This is a genomic window from Virgibacillus xinjiangensis (genome assembly GCF_042643145.1).
GTDB lineage: Bacteria > Bacillota > Bacilli > Bacillales > Amphibacillaceae > Virgibacillus_O > Virgibacillus_O xinjiangensis.
Genome location: NZ_JBHRSA010000046.1, coordinates 83,052 through 99,716, shown reverse-complemented (window position 1 = coordinate 99,716; position 16,665 = coordinate 83,052). Strand labels below are relative to the sequence as shown.

At 42.8% G+C, this 16,665-nt stretch carries 20 protein-coding genes; 2 read left to right on the top strand and 18 right to left on the bottom strand.

What is annotated here, in order from left to right; genetic code table 11:
- Positions 1-179 precede the first annotated feature (179 nt).
- The 3 genes from ACFOGI_RS12480 to ACFOGI_RS12470 are packed head-to-tail and all read right to left on the bottom strand — an operon-like array spanning position 180 to position 2,359.
- A complete protein-coding gene (locus ACFOGI_RS12480) occupies positions 180-380 on the bottom strand; it encodes a DUF951 domain-containing protein (RefSeq protein WP_390273034.1) in 201 nt (66 codons plus the stop codon).
- A 36-nt stretch (positions 381-416) separates the two neighbouring features.
- Positions 417-1,313, bottom strand: coding sequence for a mechanosensitive ion channel family protein (locus ACFOGI_RS12475; protein WP_390273031.1), 897 nt, complete (start codon positions 1,311-1,313; stop codon positions 417-419).
- A 20-nt stretch (positions 1,314-1,333) separates the two neighbouring features.
- Positions 1,334-2,359 carry a YkvI family membrane protein gene (locus ACFOGI_RS12470; RefSeq protein ID WP_390273028.1) on the bottom strand — a complete coding sequence of 342 codons (1,026 nt, stop codon included), beginning with the start codon at positions 2,357-2,359 and terminating at the stop codon, positions 1,334-1,336.
- Between the two features lie 88 nt (positions 2,360-2,447).
- Here ACFOGI_RS12470 and yyaC point away from each other — a divergent pair, with 88 nt between their 5' ends.
- A complete protein-coding gene (gene yyaC / locus ACFOGI_RS12465) occupies positions 2,448-3,074 on the top strand; it encodes a spore protease YyaC (RefSeq protein WP_390273025.1) in 627 nt (208 codons plus the stop codon).
- A gap of 68 nt (positions 3,075-3,142) precedes the next feature.
- Here yyaC and ACFOGI_RS12460 read toward each other — a convergent pair whose 3' ends face one another.
- The 15 genes from ACFOGI_RS12460 to rpmH form a co-directional block, all read right to left on the bottom strand.
- A complete protein-coding gene (locus ACFOGI_RS12460; protein WP_390273022.1) occupies positions 3,143-3,421 on the bottom strand; it encodes a hypothetical protein in 279 nt (92 codons plus the stop codon).
- A gap of 104 nt (positions 3,422-3,525) precedes the next feature.
- Positions 3,526-3,684: a hypothetical protein gene (locus ACFOGI_RS12455; RefSeq protein ID WP_390273019.1), complete on the bottom strand. Its 159-nt coding sequence runs from the start codon at positions 3,682-3,684 to the stop codon at positions 3,526-3,528.
- Between the two features lie 27 nt (positions 3,685-3,711).
- Positions 3,712-4,416, bottom strand: coding sequence for a DUF554 domain-containing protein (locus tag ACFOGI_RS12450; RefSeq protein ID WP_390273016.1), 705 nt, complete (start codon positions 4,414-4,416; stop codon positions 3,712-3,714).
- Positions 4,417-4,576: 160 nt separating this feature from the next.
- Entirely contained in the window at positions 4,577-5,413 is an 837-nt protein-coding gene (locus ACFOGI_RS12445) for a ParB/RepB/Spo0J family partition protein (protein WP_390273013.1), read from the bottom strand.
- Positions 5,394-6,167 carry a ParA family protein gene (locus ACFOGI_RS12440; RefSeq protein ID WP_390273010.1) on the bottom strand — a complete coding sequence of 258 codons (774 nt, stop codon included), beginning with the start codon at positions 6,165-6,167 and terminating at the stop codon, positions 5,394-5,396. Before ACFOGI_RS12440 ends, ACFOGI_RS12445 begins: the two co-directional genes overlap by 20 nt.
- 254 nt (positions 6,168-6,421) lie before the next feature.
- Positions 6,422-7,282, bottom strand: coding sequence for a nucleoid occlusion protein (gene noc, locus ACFOGI_RS12435; RefSeq protein ID WP_390273007.1), 861 nt, complete (start codon positions 7,280-7,282; stop codon positions 6,422-6,424).
- Positions 7,283-7,511: 229 nt separating this feature from the next.
- Positions 7,512-8,228, bottom strand: coding sequence for a 16S rRNA (guanine(527)-N(7))-methyltransferase RsmG (gene rsmG, locus ACFOGI_RS12430; RefSeq protein WP_390273002.1), 717 nt, complete (start codon positions 8,226-8,228; stop codon positions 7,512-7,514).
- Positions 8,229-8,306: 78 nt separating this feature from the next.
- Positions 8,307-10,196, bottom strand: a complete 1,890-nt coding sequence (mnmG, locus tag ACFOGI_RS12425; protein WP_390272999.1) for a tRNA uridine-5-carboxymethylaminomethyl(34) synthesis enzyme MnmG — start codon at positions 10,194-10,196, stop codon at positions 8,307-8,309.
- Positions 10,197-10,233: 37 nt separating this feature from the next.
- Positions 10,234-11,610: a tRNA uridine-5-carboxymethylaminomethyl(34) synthesis GTPase MnmE gene (gene mnmE, locus ACFOGI_RS12420; protein WP_390272996.1), complete on the bottom strand. Its 1,377-nt coding sequence runs from the start codon at positions 11,608-11,610 to the stop codon at positions 10,234-10,236.
- Between the two features lie 197 nt (positions 11,611-11,807).
- Complete coding sequence (locus tag ACFOGI_RS12415; protein WP_390272989.1) at positions 11,808-12,044, bottom strand: YozQ family protein; 237 nt, start codon at positions 12,042-12,044, stop codon at positions 11,808-11,810.
- 61 nt (positions 12,045-12,105) lie between these two features.
- On the bottom strand, positions 12,106-12,363 hold the full coding sequence (locus ACFOGI_RS12410; protein WP_390272986.1) for a hypothetical protein: 258 nt from the start codon (positions 12,361-12,363) through the stop codon (positions 12,106-12,108).
- A 104-nt stretch (positions 12,364-12,467) separates the two neighbouring features.
- The gene (jag, locus tag ACFOGI_RS12405; protein WP_390272983.1) at positions 12,468-13,079 is read right to left on the bottom strand and encodes an RNA-binding cell elongation regulator Jag/EloR; all 612 of its coding nucleotides are present in this window, start codon (positions 13,077-13,079) and stop codon (positions 12,468-12,470) included.
- Entirely contained in the window at positions 13,079-13,840 is a 762-nt protein-coding gene (spoIIIJ, locus tag ACFOGI_RS12400; RefSeq protein ID WP_390273492.1) for a YidC family membrane integrase SpoIIIJ, read from the bottom strand. The genes jag and spoIIIJ overlap by 1 nt, the downstream gene beginning before the upstream one ends.
- A 185-nt stretch (positions 13,841-14,025) precedes the next feature.
- Complete coding sequence (gene rnpA, locus ACFOGI_RS12395; protein ID WP_390272980.1) at positions 14,026-14,382, bottom strand: ribonuclease P protein component; 357 nt, start codon at positions 14,380-14,382, stop codon at positions 14,026-14,028.
- Positions 14,383-14,499: 117 nt separating this feature from the next.
- The gene (rpmH, locus tag ACFOGI_RS12390; protein WP_205091424.1) at positions 14,500-14,634 is read right to left on the bottom strand and encodes a 50S ribosomal protein L34; all 135 of its coding nucleotides are present in this window, start codon (positions 14,632-14,634) and stop codon (positions 14,500-14,502) included.
- A gap of 664 nt (positions 14,635-15,298) precedes the next feature.
- Between rpmH and dnaA the strand changes: the two genes are divergently transcribed.
- Positions 15,299-16,645 (top strand): chromosomal replication initiator protein DnaA, encoded by a 1,347-nt coding sequence (dnaA, locus tag ACFOGI_RS12385; protein WP_390272976.1) that lies wholly within the window; start codon positions 15,299-15,301, stop codon positions 16,643-16,645.
- Positions 16,646-16,665: the final 20 nt, after the last annotated feature.

Genomic DNA, 16,665 nt, shown 5'->3' with positions numbered 1-16,665 from the left:
ACTCCTTAAGGATTCCATTCATATGAACGCGTAGTCTCATTATAGATAGGTTCCAGCTAAATGACAAGCTGGCGAAAAGCAAAAATAGGCATCCGGGGAATGCCTATTTTTGCTCTTTCACCTATGATTTTATATATTTCTATGAGCATAATGCCTTTTTTTACAGCTAAATCTCCATTTTAGCTGTTTTCTGCAGATTCTAGAACCTTTTTCATTTTCTTGGTGAATTCTCGTCGAGGGATCATCACACTATGTCCGCATCCTTGACATTTGATACGGATATCCATCCCCATCCGAATAATTTTCCATCGGTTCTCCCCGCACGGGTGAGGTTTTTTCATCTGTACCACATCATTAAGTTCGAACTCTTTTTCTTGCATATGGCCTTCTCCTTTTTCCCCTATTATAACGGAATTTTATTGGCCTTGTCCGCGGTTTTGACGGAATTCTTCTTGCTGTTCTCGAGAATACATCACTAGACGTGGAGACGGGATTTCGATGCCGGATTTATATAGTTTGTCCTGCATGTCCCGCCTGATATTACGCTCTCCCGCCCATTGGAAGCCAGGAAGCGTGTCGGCAATAACCCTGATCGTAAAATGCGAAGCTTCAAGATTCTGGACCCCGATGATTTCAGGGATTCCTACGATAAAATCATATTTTTCCGGTAACCCTGCAGCTGCTTCGTTAATCAGGTTCTCTGCCTCCTCCACTTCACTTTCATAAGGGACATGAATGTCGACGATCGCCAGGCCGTTATGAACCGAATAATTGGTCACCTGGGTGACATTTCCATTGGGGAGAATATGCATTTCTCCTGTCCAGCTGAGGACCTTGGTCACTCGGAGGCCAATTTCTTCCACCGTTCCTTCAATTCCTGCTACTGCTACGTAATCGCCCACTGAAAATTGATCTTCAAATATGATGAAGAATCCGGATATGATATCACGCACCAAGTTCTGGGCACCGAAACCAATAGCAAGCCCTACCACACCAGCCCCTGCCAGGAGAGGCCCTACCTGTATATTGAACACACTAAGTATCATGACAATCGCTACAAAATATACAAAGTAAGAAACGACACTTTTGATCAGCTTGGTTAGTGTCTTCTCTCTGCGTTCGCTGATTTTGAACCGGCCTTTTTGTCTATTAGAGAAAAGCCTGTCCACCAGCTTTTTTGCAACCCTGACCAATATGCCCGCAAACAAGATGATGAATAGAATCTGCAATGCGCCCTGGGCAATAGTAGTCCAAAGATCAGGACCTGTCAGGTAATCCCAAAATGTTTCTATTTCTTCATTCACTGAATCCAATCCATGTACCTCCTAAACTGCTATGTCTCTTTTTTCTCCATTCTGCTCCACAAGGGATATAATAACAGGCGAGTCAGCACATAGAGATTCAAAATGCCATAAACTGGATAAATATAGTTTATGAGCGTGGAGAATCCGAATGTACTTAATGGAATCATTGTAGCTAAGGTGACTGCCACTAGCAAGCTTAATGGCTGATCAAAATAATCCCTTATTCTCGTGACAATTCCCAAAACCCCTGAAGCTGCTGTAGTAAAGATCGCAAACCATAGTAGAATCCCTATGAAAACAAACATGGGAAAAGGATAACCTTTCAATATGGCAAACAGAGGGATTTCATACAGTAACAGCTCATCAGCAATTTGAATCAAGCTATTATTATATACATATGAAATGACCCCTAAAACCAGGCCGCTTCCACAACATGCAATCCAAATCTCCTGGCTTCCTTTCACTTTATTCCCGATTGCACCTAAAACGGCTATCAATGGAAGGATGTTCAAAGCAGTGAACGGAAAGGCAGCGGCCCAATTTCGCTGTTCATCCCAATGAGAAAACAATTCCAATTCCTGATCAATCGTAAAACTGAGAAGGATGAAGAGAAGGCCTCCGAGAAGAAGGGGGAGAATAAATTGATTGATGGTAAGCAAGCCGTTTATATCCTTTAGAAAAAGCAATAGCAATGCTATAACCATTATTCCTATACCCCACCAGTAACTGAAGTTAAACGCCTGTCCAGTCGCTCCGCTGCCAGCAATCATCACAACAGTAGTAGTAAACAGGTAGAGAAATATCATCAAATCATAGATGCCCGTCAATTTGCCGCCCACGATATCACGCAGCACTGGCAAGTAATGAGTCGATTCCTTCTGCCTGCTGATCTTCATAATCACCCCACATGAACTGGAAAAAAAGATGACAAACAAGAGAATAGCCAGTCCGCTTTCATGCCCGAAAAACTGCCATAATTCCCGCCCTGAAGCATACCCTGCCCCAATCGTCGTCCCAATAATCAAAAACATCCATTTAAGACCAGCTTTCCACATGTTTTTTCCTCCATTATTTTAAAGTTTTAACGTATAGACGCTGAGAAAAATCCGTATACTATACCAATATGTTTATGGAGGATAAGCTATGAATCTGAAGAAGCGTTTTGGCCTGCAACAGGAAAACTTTCGCATGCTTCATACCAATCCCGATCTTCAGGACGAAATGCTTGCAAAAATTTTCTCCTGGATTCCGAAGCAGCCAAAAGAATGTGTCGTCGTATGTATCGGCACCGACCGTTCCACCGGTGATGCATTAGGCCCTTTAACAGGCACTTATTTGACTGAAATGCAGCCGAAAAACCTTACCATTTATGGCACATTAAAATATCCGGTACATGCGACCAACCTTTCCGATTACATACAGCTGATTGGAGAGGCGCATCAGCAATCATTTATCATTGCCATTGATGCTGGTCTCGGTAAAAGTGGATCCGTCGGGTATTTAATTGCCGGAAAGGGATCAATCAAACCAGGCGCTGCATTGAATAAACCCCTTCCCCCTGTTGGAGATGTGCATATCACTGGTGTAGTGAACGTCGGAGGTTTCATGGAAGCTTCCGTTCTGCAGAATACGAGGCTATCCATCGTCTCTGATATGGCACACAAAACAGCTGATCTCCTTTCTGGCTTTGACCGACAATTGAGCCGGGAAAAATTTTCCCCTTCTTTAGGTTTAAAAAGTAACAAAAAGGGTACACTGCATTATATGTAACCCCCCCTTTTCTATTTAGAACTAAAGCCCCTCCGCAAAATGGCGGAGGGGCTTTAGTTCTGGCTATATTAGAGATTTTCCTTGTTGGCCTCTGGTTTCATCTTTCTATTCTTCCATTTCTTATACCTGTTCTCCGCTGTGGAGAACCCCCATTGTAATGCAACTCCCTGTATGACTACCCCCATTATGGAGGTTCCTGTCAATAGAAGTACAGAAAGTTTATGTTCTATGGTAGGCATTTCACGCCCAAACAAGATGATCCGGCTTCCAGTAATGTATAAAGCTTCCCAATACGTCTGTATTCCCTCTTCAAGTTGCCAAATGACCATTGATTCCACGATAAGCAAAGAAAGAACAGCTCCCGTAAATCCCAGCAATGATAAATATGTCACTCTCTCTATGACTGGTGAAATATAGTATTTAGTAATTGTCTTAATACGAAAGAAATAGATCACCGGTACCATCGAGTGAAGAAATCCACTACGAATATCCCCCATACATACCAATGGATGGGGGAATTATATGCATGATCCATCCAGATGCCAGCAAGTGTAAGCATAACCAGTAGAAGCATGAAACTTTCATATATGGTTTTCGTTACCCGCTGCATATTGACCGCTCCCGCTCCACTCCTATATTAAAACAACTGATAGATATAATAGATGAATGCGACCGTAACAATAGAGGGAAGAAGATTGCCAATACGTATTTGAGTGATCTTCAGGACATTCAAACCTATTGCCATAATCAAAAGCCCTCCAACTGCTGTCAATTCGACAATCAATCCGTTCAAGAAGGCTTCAGGCAGCCAGCTCTCTATTTGAGTAGCCAACAAAGCTATCGTTCCCTGATAAACAACTACCGGAACAACAGATAAAGCAACACCAAACCCGAATGTGGTGGTCAACACAAGAGCCATAAACCCATCAAGAATGCCCTTGGTTATCAATACTTCGTGGTCACCACGTATTCCGCCGTCCAATGCTCCGATGATAGCCATCGCACCTACCACAAAAATCAGCGACGCAGTGACAAATCCCTGAGAAACGCTGAATTCTCCCTGCCGGACAATGAACTTGCTTCCGATCCATTCACCAAAGCGGTTCAGTCCCTCTTCCAAGTGGAGAAGTTCTCCGATAACTGCTCCGGACAGTAGGCTTAGCAATACAACAATAATCATTTCTGTTGATAGGGCCATCTGCAATCCTATTAATAGAACTGCCAAACCGATTCCATGCATCACGGTCTCTTTATATCGTTCTGGTATTTTAGTGAAAAATAAACCCAGAGTACTTCCAATCAGTACTAAGATCCCGTTGACAATTGTTCCATATAACGCCATTTCCTTCATCCCCGTATTAATTAATATATGTAAGCACGAATGCAGGTTGTTCCACGTGGAACAGTCTCATTTCGCTTAGGTCTCCCACTCCTTTAGGAGCTTTCAACATATTAAAAGAAAGACTGACGTACTAAGTAACGTCAGCCTTCTGCCATACCAACTACTTTTCCAATACCTCCATAATTCTTTCCAGATCATCATTCGAATGGAATTCTATTTCGATTTTCCCTTTTCTTTTTCCTTGACGAATATTGACGGAGGTACCAAGACGTTCACGCAGGACAGACTCCCGCTCCTGGATGAATATATCCTTTTTTTCTTTTACTTTTTTGGGAGCAGGCTGCTCATTCAACTGGTTGATCAGCTTCTCTACTTGTCGTACATTAAGCTTTTCATGCCTGATTTTATTCACCAGAGGAATCAACTTGTTTTTATCTTTCAAGCCAAGGAGTGCACGGCCGTGTCCCATGGAAAGCTCTCCATTATTGATAGAAGCAATCACCTGCTCTGGAAGAGACAGAAGACGGACGATATTGGCGATATGTGATCTGCTCTTCCCTAACCGTTTGGATAGTTCTTCTTGAGTTATTTTCAACTCATTCATCAGGTTGGCATATGCATGGGCTTCTTCTATTGGTGATAAATCCTCTCTTTGAAGGTTCTCCAGAAGTGCAAGCTCCATCATTCTGGCGTCAGATAAATCCTTAACGATTACAGGAATTGTCTGCAGTTCTGCTTGCTTAGCTGCACGGTAACGCCTTTCTCCCACAACGATTTCATACCCTTTGATGCTTTTCCTTACAATCAACGGTTGAATGATACCATACTGGAGAATAGACTCCTTAAGTTCTTCAATCGCATCAGCATGAAAGGTCTTACGCGGCTGATATGGATTTGGTCTACAATCCTTGAGAGGGACTTCCTGAATGGAATCTTCCTCCTTCTCCTCGATATCCTGGAAAAAGGCATTCAACCCCCTACCTAACCCTTTCGCCATTGGCCATCACCTCCTTTGCTAATTCAAGATACACTTCTGCTCCCCTCGATTTTGGATCATAGGCAATAATTGGCTGACCATGGCTCGGTGCTTCCCCTAACCGTATATTTCGAGGGATGATTGATTGATAGACTTTGTCTTGGAAATATTTTTTGACCTCTTCGATCACCTGTATTCCCAAATTTGTCCGAGCGTCAAGCATGGTAAGCAGAACCCCTTCAATCATTAGTTCCTTATTCAAATGTTTTTGTACGAGACGTATCGTATTAAGCAATTGACTCAAACCTTCTAGCGCATAGTACTCGCACTGAACTGGTATCATGACAGTATCCGAAGCAGTCAATGCATTGATTGTCAAAAGCCCAAGTGAAGGAGGACAATCGATGATGATGTAATCATACTGTTCTTTCAAACTTTCCAACGCTTTTTTTAAGCGGATTTCCCTGGAAATGGTCGGAACTAATTCAATTTCAGCCCCGGCAAGCTGTATTGTAGCAGGAATGATGTCCAGGTTGTTTACATTGGAGGTCACGCAGACCTCTTCAGCTGGCAAGTCTTCCACTAGAACATTATAGATACATCGGTCCATATCCGCTTTATTTACTCCAACTCCGCTAGTGGCATTTCCTTGTGGGTCTGTGTCCACGAGCAGCACTTTGTTCCCCAATTCGGCTAGGCAAGCACTTAAATTAACGGACGAAGTCGTTTTTCCAACGCCGCCTTTTTGATTTGCGATGGACAATATTTTTCCCATGTTGACACCTACCTATTTTAGTAAGAACTTAGAATCCGGATGTGAATATCATTTATTCTCATTATTCTATTCTATCACTATTATATAGAAAACTACTAGGCTTTTTCACCGGTTTTAAGGAACCACTCAACACATATAGTAGAAATGAATGATCATTTTGGGTGAGCGACTTCATGTGAATCTAAAAATGCCCATCCTTATAGCAAGGGTGGGCATTCCTGAGATACTTTATTTTTATAAAAAGCAATGGATCTTCATTTCTTTTTGGGTATTTTAATGGTGATTTGATAATAATCATCCAATTCTTCTTCAGCAGATTCTACATCCACACCAGTATCAGAAACCATATTCAATGATTGACGAATCGTGTTCATAGCAATGCGGACATCTTTGTTGAATCCTTTGAGCTTCGTTTTTTTCGGCTTTTTCTCTTCTTTGGGCTGGCTCATTTTCGAAATTCTTTCTTCTGTCTGTTTTACATTCAGTTCGTGATCGATGATTTCTTGGAGGAGTATTAACTGTTTCTCCTGATCTCCCAGTTTAATCAATGCACGTGCATGCCTTTCCGTGATGGCCTTGTTCATTAATGCCTGCTGTACTTCTTCAGGCAGCTTTAATAACCTAAGTTTGTTGGCAACAGTGGACTGGTTTTTCCCTAATCTCTGTGCCAAAGCTTCCTGTGTCAATGAGTGTAGTTCAAGGAGTTTAGCATAGGCCATCGCTTCTTCTATAACCGTCAATTCCTCACGCTGCAGATTCTCAATCAGCGCAACAGAGGCAGTCTCTGCGTCAGTCATATCTCGGATGATGGCAGATATATGTTCCCACTCCAAAGTCTGAACTGCACGCCAACGCCGCTCCCCGGCTATCAATTCATACCTGTCTTGCTCGCCTTCCAATTTTCGGACGACGATTGGTTGAATCATGCCATGTGTATTTATTGTTTGAGCAAGTTCTTTTATCTTTTCCTCACTAAAAATAGAGCGGGGCTGAAATCTATTAGGTTCAATATTCTTTATCGGAAGTTGGACCACTTCATCTGGATTGTAGCTTTCCTGTGGCTCAGAATCTGATTTATCTCCCAAACCAAAGATTCGATTAAAAGGACTGACCACACAGACACCACCTTTATCAAAACTGCTTGCTTTACCGTCTATATTAAACTGTTTCACGTGAAACATTGGGTATGTAATGCCTTGCCATAAGAAAAAACGCTGCAGTTTAAACTGCTGCGCAGGATCGTATATGCCGTCTCAGTTACTGATTCTATTTTACCATAGGTATGTAAGGAAAAGAAATAAAGGCTGTAATTTATTATATAGCAAAGGAGCCAGGTACGCCAACTCATTCTATTGGTTCTTTGTTTGGCGTACCAGCTTTCCTTGGATATTTTTTTGGAGTCTTTCGCCGTTTCTCAATAGAAATAATAGATCGTTCACTATCTTCCTCTGGCAGCTCAAATGTGTTTATTTCGTTCAGTTCGCCACCAAGGACCTCAATAGCAGGACGAGCAGCCTTTAACTCATCATCCGCTTGTGACCCTTTCATTGCAATGAAGACTCCATTTTTACGGACTAGCGGAAGGCACAATTCACTAAGGACGGACATACGGGCAACCGCCCTGGCAGTCACAACGTCAAAAGACTCCCGAAATGTTCCATTTTTACCGAAGTTTTCTGCTCGATCATGATAAAAGGCTACATCCTGAAGCTCCAGGTCTGTTGCCAACTGGTTCAAAAAACCGATTCGTTTTTTTAACGAGTCGACAATAGTTACTTTTAGCTGTGGGAAACATATCTTCAATGGGATACTTGGAAATCCTGCACCAGCACCTACATCACAAATAGTAAGTTCACGGTTGAAATCATAATAGAAGGCAGCAGTAATGGAGTCATAGAAATGCTTTAAATAAACATCTTCTTCTGCTGTCAGTGCAGTAAGGTTAATCTTTTCATTCCATTCGACCAATGTGTAGAAATAAATGGAGAATTGCTTCTGCTGCCATTCATTTAATTTGATCCCTTTCTCTTCTAATGCCTTTACAAATTGCTCTGGGTTCATCAGTGGATTTCTCCTTATGTAAGACATCTCCTCCCCACAGAGGGAGGAGCCATCTGTAATTAAATCATACATCCTACCTTACTGATTCGCCACACGGGCGATGTTCCCCTGCTCAATATACACAAGCAGGATGGAAACGTCCGCAGGATTCACCCCGGAGATACGGGAAGCCTGCCCGACAGAAAGCGGGCGGACCTTTTTCAGTTTTTCAATCGCTTCAGTGGCAATACCGTTGATATCATCATAATCGATGTCTTCCGGAATTTTCTTATCTTCCATCTTCAACATACGAGCCACTTGTTCATGTGCCTTCTTAATATAACCTTCATACTTGATTTGGATTCCTACCTGCTCAGTCACTTCATCAGGAAGTTCCGGATTGGAATCAATCATACGGGTTACCAGCTCATAGGAAAGTTCCGGCCGTTTCATCAAATCATAGGCGCGTACTGCTTCCTTCAATGGAGATCCGCCAGCCTCTTCCATGATCGCCTGTACAGCAGCAGTTGGTTTAATAATGATTTTACCCAATCGCTTCTTCTCTTCTTCCACCAGCTGCTTTTTCTCGGTAAAACGGGAAAAACGATCATCCGAGATCAATCCAAGCTTATAACCGAGTTCTGTCAGTCTCAAATCTGCATTGTCATGACGAAGAAGCAGGCGGTATTCTGCACGGGAGGTGAGCAGACGATATGGTTCATTGGTTCCTTTCGTTACCAGATCATCTATCAATACACCTATATATGCTTGGGAGCGATCAAGAATGACTGGGTCCTTACCAAGCACTTTTGCTGCTGCGTTAATGCCCGCCATGATGCCTTGTGCGGCTGCTTCTTCATAACCGGATGTACCATTAATTTGCCCAGCTGTGTAAAGGCCGGAAATTTTCTTCGTTTCCAATGTTGGCCACAGCTGTGTCGGGACAATGGCATCATACTCAATGGCATAGCCGGCACGCATGATCTCAGCATTTTCCAGTCCTTCTACACTTCGCACCATCTCATGTTGCACAGATTCCGGAAGGGAAGTGGACAATCCTTGTACATAGACCTCTTCCGTATCCCTACCTTCCGGTTCAAGGAAAATTTGATGACGTGGCTTGTCATTGAAGCGGACAATTTTATCTTCAATGGACGGACAATAACGAGGACCTGTTCCCCGCTTCATTCCCGAGTACATGGCTGATAGGCTTAAGTTTTCATTAATCACTTCATGCGTGAATTCATTGGTATAGGTCAGCCAGCACGGAATCTGGTCCGTAATGAATTCCGTCGTTTCATAGGAAAATCCTTGAGGTTTATCGTCACCTGGCTGAATTTCTGTCTTGGAATAATCGATGGTATGGCTGTTCACACGCGGAGGTGTACCCGTTTTGAACCTTGTCAGTTCAAACCCGAGCTCCTCCAGATGCTCAGAAAGCTTTACAGAGACACGTTGGTTATTCGGACCACTCTCGTATTCCAGGTCCCCCATCAGGACTTTCCCTCGATTGAACGTACCTGTAGTGATGATGACGGTCTCAGCCGTATAAGCAGCATTTGTTTCTGTAATTACTCCTTTGCAGACCCCGTCTTCCACAATCAGCTTATTTACCATCCCTTGTCTCAGGGTGAGGTTCTCTTGGTTTTCTATTAAGTTCTTCATTTCTTTAATATATTCCGGTTTATCCGCTTGAGCTCGCAATGCCTGTACCGCCGGTCCTTTTCCGGTGTTGAGCATCCTCATTTGGATATACGTTTTATCAATTACTTTAGCCATCAGCCCGCCAAGGGCGTCTACTTCACGTACTACAATCCCTTTGGCAGGTCCACCGACGGATGGATTACACGGCATAAAGGCGATCATATCAAGATTCAATGTCAGCATCAATGTCTTTGCGCCCATCCGTGCCGCCGCATAACCGGCTTCCACTCCGGCATGGCCACCACCAATGACGATCACATCATAATGGCCTGCATTATATGTCATTGTTTCTCATCCTTTCCATTTATCATACGTTTCCTTGCTATTTCCCTAGGCAAAATTGTGAGAACAATTGGTCAATCAGACTATCGCTGGCCGTATCGCCAATGATTTCTCCTAAATACTCCCATGTCCTTGTCACATCGATTTGCACGATATCCATCGGCATGCCGAGTTCAATGCCTTGCATTGCTTCTTCCAGTGCATTTTTAGCTTGCTTCAACAATTGAATGTGTCTGACATTGGAGACGTACGTCAAATCGCCGGTATCAATTTCTCCGGAAAAGAAGGTTTTGGCAATCGCGCTCTCCAATTCATCTACACCTTCTTCTTTCAAAAGGGAGGTCGTCACCACGGAGTTGCCTTCCGTCAGCCGGTGAACTTCCTCCAAATCCAATTTCCGTTCCAAATCAGTCTTATTGATAATGACTATATATTCAAGGCCTCTTACTGCTTCAAAAAGCTTCTTATCTTCTTCCGTAAGTTCCTCATTATTATTCAGCACAAACAAAATCAGGTCTGACTCCTTCAGTACTTGACGAGAACGTTCCACCCCGATTTTTTCCACGATATCTTCTGTTTCTCGGATTCCGGCTGTGTCGACCAGTCGCAATGGGACGCCACGAACATTGACATACTCTTCGATTACATCTCTCGTCGTACCAGGCACTTCTGTCACTATCGCTTTATTCTCCTGCACAAGCGTGTTCATCAAGGAAGACTTCCCAACATTCGGGCGTCCTATGATTGCAGTTGCCAGTCCTTCCCGAAGGATCTTTCCCTGCTTAGCCACCTGTAGCAATTCTTCAATTTCTGCATGGACTTCCCTCGTCTTCTCGCGCATCATGCCATGGCTCATTTCTTCCACGTCATCATATTCTGGGTAGTCGATATTCACCTCGACATGAGCGACTGTTTCCAACAAGGTCTGCCTGTACTTCTGAATCAATCCGGAGAGTCTTCCATCCATTTGTTTCAATGCCACCGACATTGCTTTATCCGTTTTCGCCCGGATCAAATCCATGACAGCTTCTGCCTGGGACAGGTCAATCCGGCCATTGAGAAATGCCCTTTTGGTGAACTCTCCCGGTTCAGCCAGCCTTGCTCCCTTTTGAAGGATGATTTCCAATACCCTGTTGACGGCAACCATTCCTCCATGACAATTGATCTCAACGACATCTTCACGGGTGAATGTTTTCGGCGCACGCATGACGGAAACCATTACTTCCTCGGCAACTTCCCCAGTCTCCGGTTCAATAACTTTTCCATAATGAATGGTGTGGGACTCCACCTCTTTTAAATCTTTGCCCTTAAATACATCTGATGCAACAGAAATAGCTTCGGGGCCGCTCAACCTGACAATTGCAATTGCCCCTTCTCCCGTGGGCGTAGATATTGCAGTAATTGTATCTGTTTCCATCACGATCACCTCCAACATTCTTATCTATATATTTCAAGTGGTTTTTTTGGTGTTTTTTAGCGACAACCATTTTCAGTCGTCACTAACTTAATAGAATATCACAAAGGCAAGTAAAAATAAAGTTATCCACAAAAATATTTTACGATGCAAAAAAGGTTGTTTATCCACATGTGGATAAACAACCTTTGAAAGAACTTTTATTTATACCCATTCCTTTGTATTCCTTTGCCATCCTTACTGGTAAGTTCTCCTTGTTCATCTAACTGATCGATCTTCCCATCGATGGTACCTTCCATATAATCATCCGAAACCTGTTCATGGGTCACGGCCATCCCTTTCGACAAGTCGTCCGCACTATGATAATCATCTGGTGCGTATATCTTTTCTGCTACTTTCCCGGCATCTTTATTATTTACTTTTTCCTTATTACCCATTCTATTTACCTCCTTCCAATTCACTCTTATATTCTGCAGAAATGCAACAAATATGAGATGCTCATTGGAAACTGCTCAAAATTCTGCTGATTTCTTGTTGCAGCATTTCAATCTCATCTTCTTTCAGCAGGATGGGCAATTGATCATTGACCGTAATGGTACATGTGTCTGATTGTTTCTCCAGATAACGGGATAATTGCACAAGTTGCTTTTCGCTCAAGGTAGACTGAGTGGATAGGCTTTTTACTTGGGTGAGATAAAAGGTTTCTTCAGCTATATCCAATTCACCACGGAAGACAGCTCCATTAAAACGATTCATCAGCAGTTCTCCTTTCTCCCATAGTATCCACCTAATACCCATCAAATATTTAACCCACCACTTTCCATAAAAAAGTCCCTGGCTAGGATTCCAGGGACTTTCGATTAATCAGGTTTTATTACAATATGTCGGTGAGGTTCTGCACCGTCCGAATAGGTAGTCACTTTTCTATTCTGCAATATCTGATGGACGATTTTCCTTTCAAAGGAAGGCATCGGCTCAAGAGCAACTTTCTTATTCAATTGTTCTGCCTTCTCCGCCATCTTTATAGCTAAAGCTTCCAAGGATTCTCTCCTCTTGGTCCGGTAACCTTCCGCATCCACCGTCACGGAATAGTATCGATCACTATTTCGATTGATTGCAAGTTGCGCTAAATACTGGAGGGCGTTCAAGGTCTGCCCTCGTTTACCGATCAAGAGGGCTAGTTCGTCGCCTACCAGCTCATACATGACATGCTTCCCCTCAACTGCCGTATGAACCTGGACGTCCAGGTCCATATCTTGCACAATTTCCTTGAGATATGCTTCGGTTTCTTCTGCCGGGTTCCTGCGCTGTGTGACTTTCACTATGGCACGCTTCGCCCCGAAACCGAATATTCCTTTTTTTCCCTGATCAATCACTTCGATATCCACTTGGTCCTTCGTGATGTTTAACTGCTCTAAAGCTGAATGAACCGCTTCATCAACTGTTCGACCGCTGGCAGTTAATTCTTTCACTATTTTTCTCCTCCATTATTGCTCATCATCGGCTTATTGATAAGAAGAACTTGAATGACCATGAATATATTACCTGTTACCCAGTATAGTGCCAAGGCTGCCGGGAAGAACACTGCAAATATCCCGATCATCAACGGCATCACATAAAGCATGATCTGCATCTGAACAGCCATTTGCGGATTGGTTTTTGCCGTATTATTGGTAGACATCATCAATTTTTGTTGTAAATACGTAAACCCTGCTGTCAGAATCGGAAGGATGAAGTATGGATCTGGTGACCCTAATTCAAACCATAGGAATGAATGGGTACTGACTTCCCCCGTTCGCATGATTGCATGATACATGGCAATTAAGATCGGCATTTGTACAAGGATAGGAAGACATCCTGCAAGCGGATTGACACCATGCTTTTGGAACAATGCCATTGTCTCTTGCTGCAGTTTCTGCTGTGTCTGCTGATCTTTAGAACTGTATTTTTTCTGTAATTCTTGCAGTTCCGGCTGTACAGCTTGCATTGCTTTCGTACTCTTCAACTGCTTTACGTTCAACGGAAGCAGGATCAGACGGATAAAGATGGTAAGAACGATGATGGAAATACCATAACTTTCATTAAACAACTCCGCTAGATTTATGATAGCCCAAGATAAGGGATATACGAAGATGCTGTTCCAAATACCCTCACTCTCCGAGGTGATCGGTTGGTCTACTTCCATACACCCTGTCAGTAGTGCCGTCGCCCCAATGAGCATGAACAGCAGCATATATTTTTTCTGCACTTTCTTTTTCCTCCTAACTTCTTCAAAGCCGGCATGTCCAACTGGACACTCCAAGCGGTCAAGGCCAAATTCCTACCAGCTATTCTAACGTATTTCTGCGGGTGATTCTACAGAAATGTCGCTTTCAAACCCATGTATTAGTAATAGGGAAACTCCTCTGCTTTAAGCGCTCAGGACTTTCCTCTGCCGCTTTTCAACAAACGTTCCTTATATAGTAAATGGTTCAAACTCTTCCTTATTTGACCATAGTCCATTTCCTTTGTCGGTTTTCTCGCAATTATCACGATGTCATATTCATCAGGCAAGCGATCCTCCATATCCTGAAATGCCTGGCGAAGATAACGCTTGATCCTATTTCTCGTCACGGCGTTTCCAATTTTCTTTCCAACCGATAGACCGATCCGGAAGTGCTTTTGTTCCGGCTTCCTTACATAGTATATAACAAGCTGACGGTTGGCAAAAGACTTTCCACGCCTGAAAGCAAACTGGAATTCTTCATTTTTTTTAATCCTGAATTCTTTTTTCATTACTGATCACCTTTGCTGCAGCAACCCAATTGGCAGAGGTTAATGCGTTTATGTAAATGAACAAAGTTCTTTAATTTTTCTCCAGATGAAGAAAAAGACCACTGAAATCTCAGTGGCCTATGCAGATAATACTTTTCTTCCTTTACGGCGACGACGAGCTAGAACCTTACGTCCGTTTTTTGAGCTCATACGTGTACGGAAGCCGTGAACTTTTTTACGCTTACGGTTATTTGGTTGGAATGTTCTTTTCATTATTTCTGCACCTCCTAAAGGGACTTTACTACCCTGTATATCAAATTTTCATTTCATCCATCCATAGACAGTCCTTGTAATTATAAATTCTAATACGATCTCCTGTCAACTACCTTTTGTCGATGACGATATCCACTGACCCGGAACCCACCTGTACTATTACAGCTGTTCTACGACAGATTTCCTTTTATCCACATCGCCTGTCAGTTGTTATTTTGAGTGATTTCAGCTATCCACAGCATCTATCGACAGGAAACTCACAAAATATAGGGTTGTGGATGGAAATTATGTACACGTGTTGGGATTTGTGGATAAGTGTCGGAAATCCATTGCACTACCCGTATTTATTTGGTATTATATTTGTGTTTAACTCTTGTGGATGAACTATGCCATTAGAAACTTACCCACAGTTTGTGGATAGTATGTGGACAATTATCAACAGTATCGTTGACACACTTATCAACAATAATGTGGATGAGGTTCATAAGCGTTTGGAATCCCTGCCTGTCAGTTTTTTTCTATCCACAGGCTGGGATGGATTCTTATGCCCTATCCCGCATTTGCTTCAACTGAAGTTAGATCCATTATATAGAGCCTTATCCTTTTCCAAGACCGGAAAGATAGGCTTTTTCTGTCATTTATCCGAGAAAGGAGTGAAATCAGGTTGGAAAACATCGATGATTTGTGGGTAGCAACCCTGGAGAAAATTGAAGAAAAAATTAGTAAGCCTAGCTTCGATACCTGGCTGAAGAATACAAATGCTGAAAAAATCGAAGATAATACCTTGATCGTATCTGCACCAAATGAATTTGCAAGGGATTGGCTAGAGAACCAATACACCAATCTTATTTCTAATATATTGGAAGAAATTACTGGGACCAGGCTTACTACCAAATTTATTATTCCTGAATCCATTTCACCTGAGGAAGAAGCGGACGCTGAACCTAAGCCAAAACCCGATGCAGCAAACAATGGGGATGTTCCCAAATCGATGCTTAATTCCAAGTATACATTTGACACCTTTGTAATCGGAGCCGGCAACCGTTTTGCACACGCAGCTTCCCTTGCCGTTGCCGAGGCACCGGCCAAGGCCTATAATCCGCTGTTCATCTATGGTGGAGTGGGACTCGGTAAGACCCACCTGATGAATGCGATTGGTCACTATGTCCGGGAACATGATCCTGACGCCAAAGTCGTCTATCTATCATCTGAAAAGTTCACGAATGAATTCATCAATGCCATTATGGATAACAAAACGATTAATTTCCGCAACAAATACCGGAATGTCGATGTCCTTTTAATTGATGATATTCAATTCATAGCGGGAAAAGAATCGACACAGGAAGAATTTTTCCATACATTCAATACACTGCATGAAGAGAGCAAGCAGATTATCATTTCAAGTGATCGGCCTCCCAAAGAAATTCCAACATTGGAAGACCGCCTGCGTTCTCGTTTTGAATGGGGCTTGATCACAGATATTACACCACCGGATCTAGAAACAAGGATTGCCATCCTCACAAAAAAGGCAAAAGCGGAAGGATTGGATATCCCTAATGAGGTAATGCTGTATATTGCCAATCAAATCGATACGAATATCCGAGAACTGGAAGGGGCCCTCATCCGTGTGGTAGCTTATTCCTCTCTTGTCAATCAGGATATAGATGCCTCTCTTGCTGCGGATGCGTTGAAGGACATTATTCCAAGCAGTAAACCGAAAGTGATCACAATAAACAGCATCATGGAAACCGTCGGCGAAAAATACAACGTCCGGTTAGAGGATTTTCTTGCTAAAAAACGCACGAAGTCCATTGCATTTCCAAGGCAAATAGCCATGTATCTTTCCAGGGAAATGACAGACTATTCCCTTCCAAAAATAGGAGAGGAATTTGGCGGGCGGGACCACACGACTGTTATCCATGCTCATGAAAAGATTGCTAAGATCCTTGAAAATGATACAGCCATGAATCGTGAAATTGAAGAACTGAAAGAACAGCTCAAAACCTTTTGATGACTTCCAAAAAATATCCC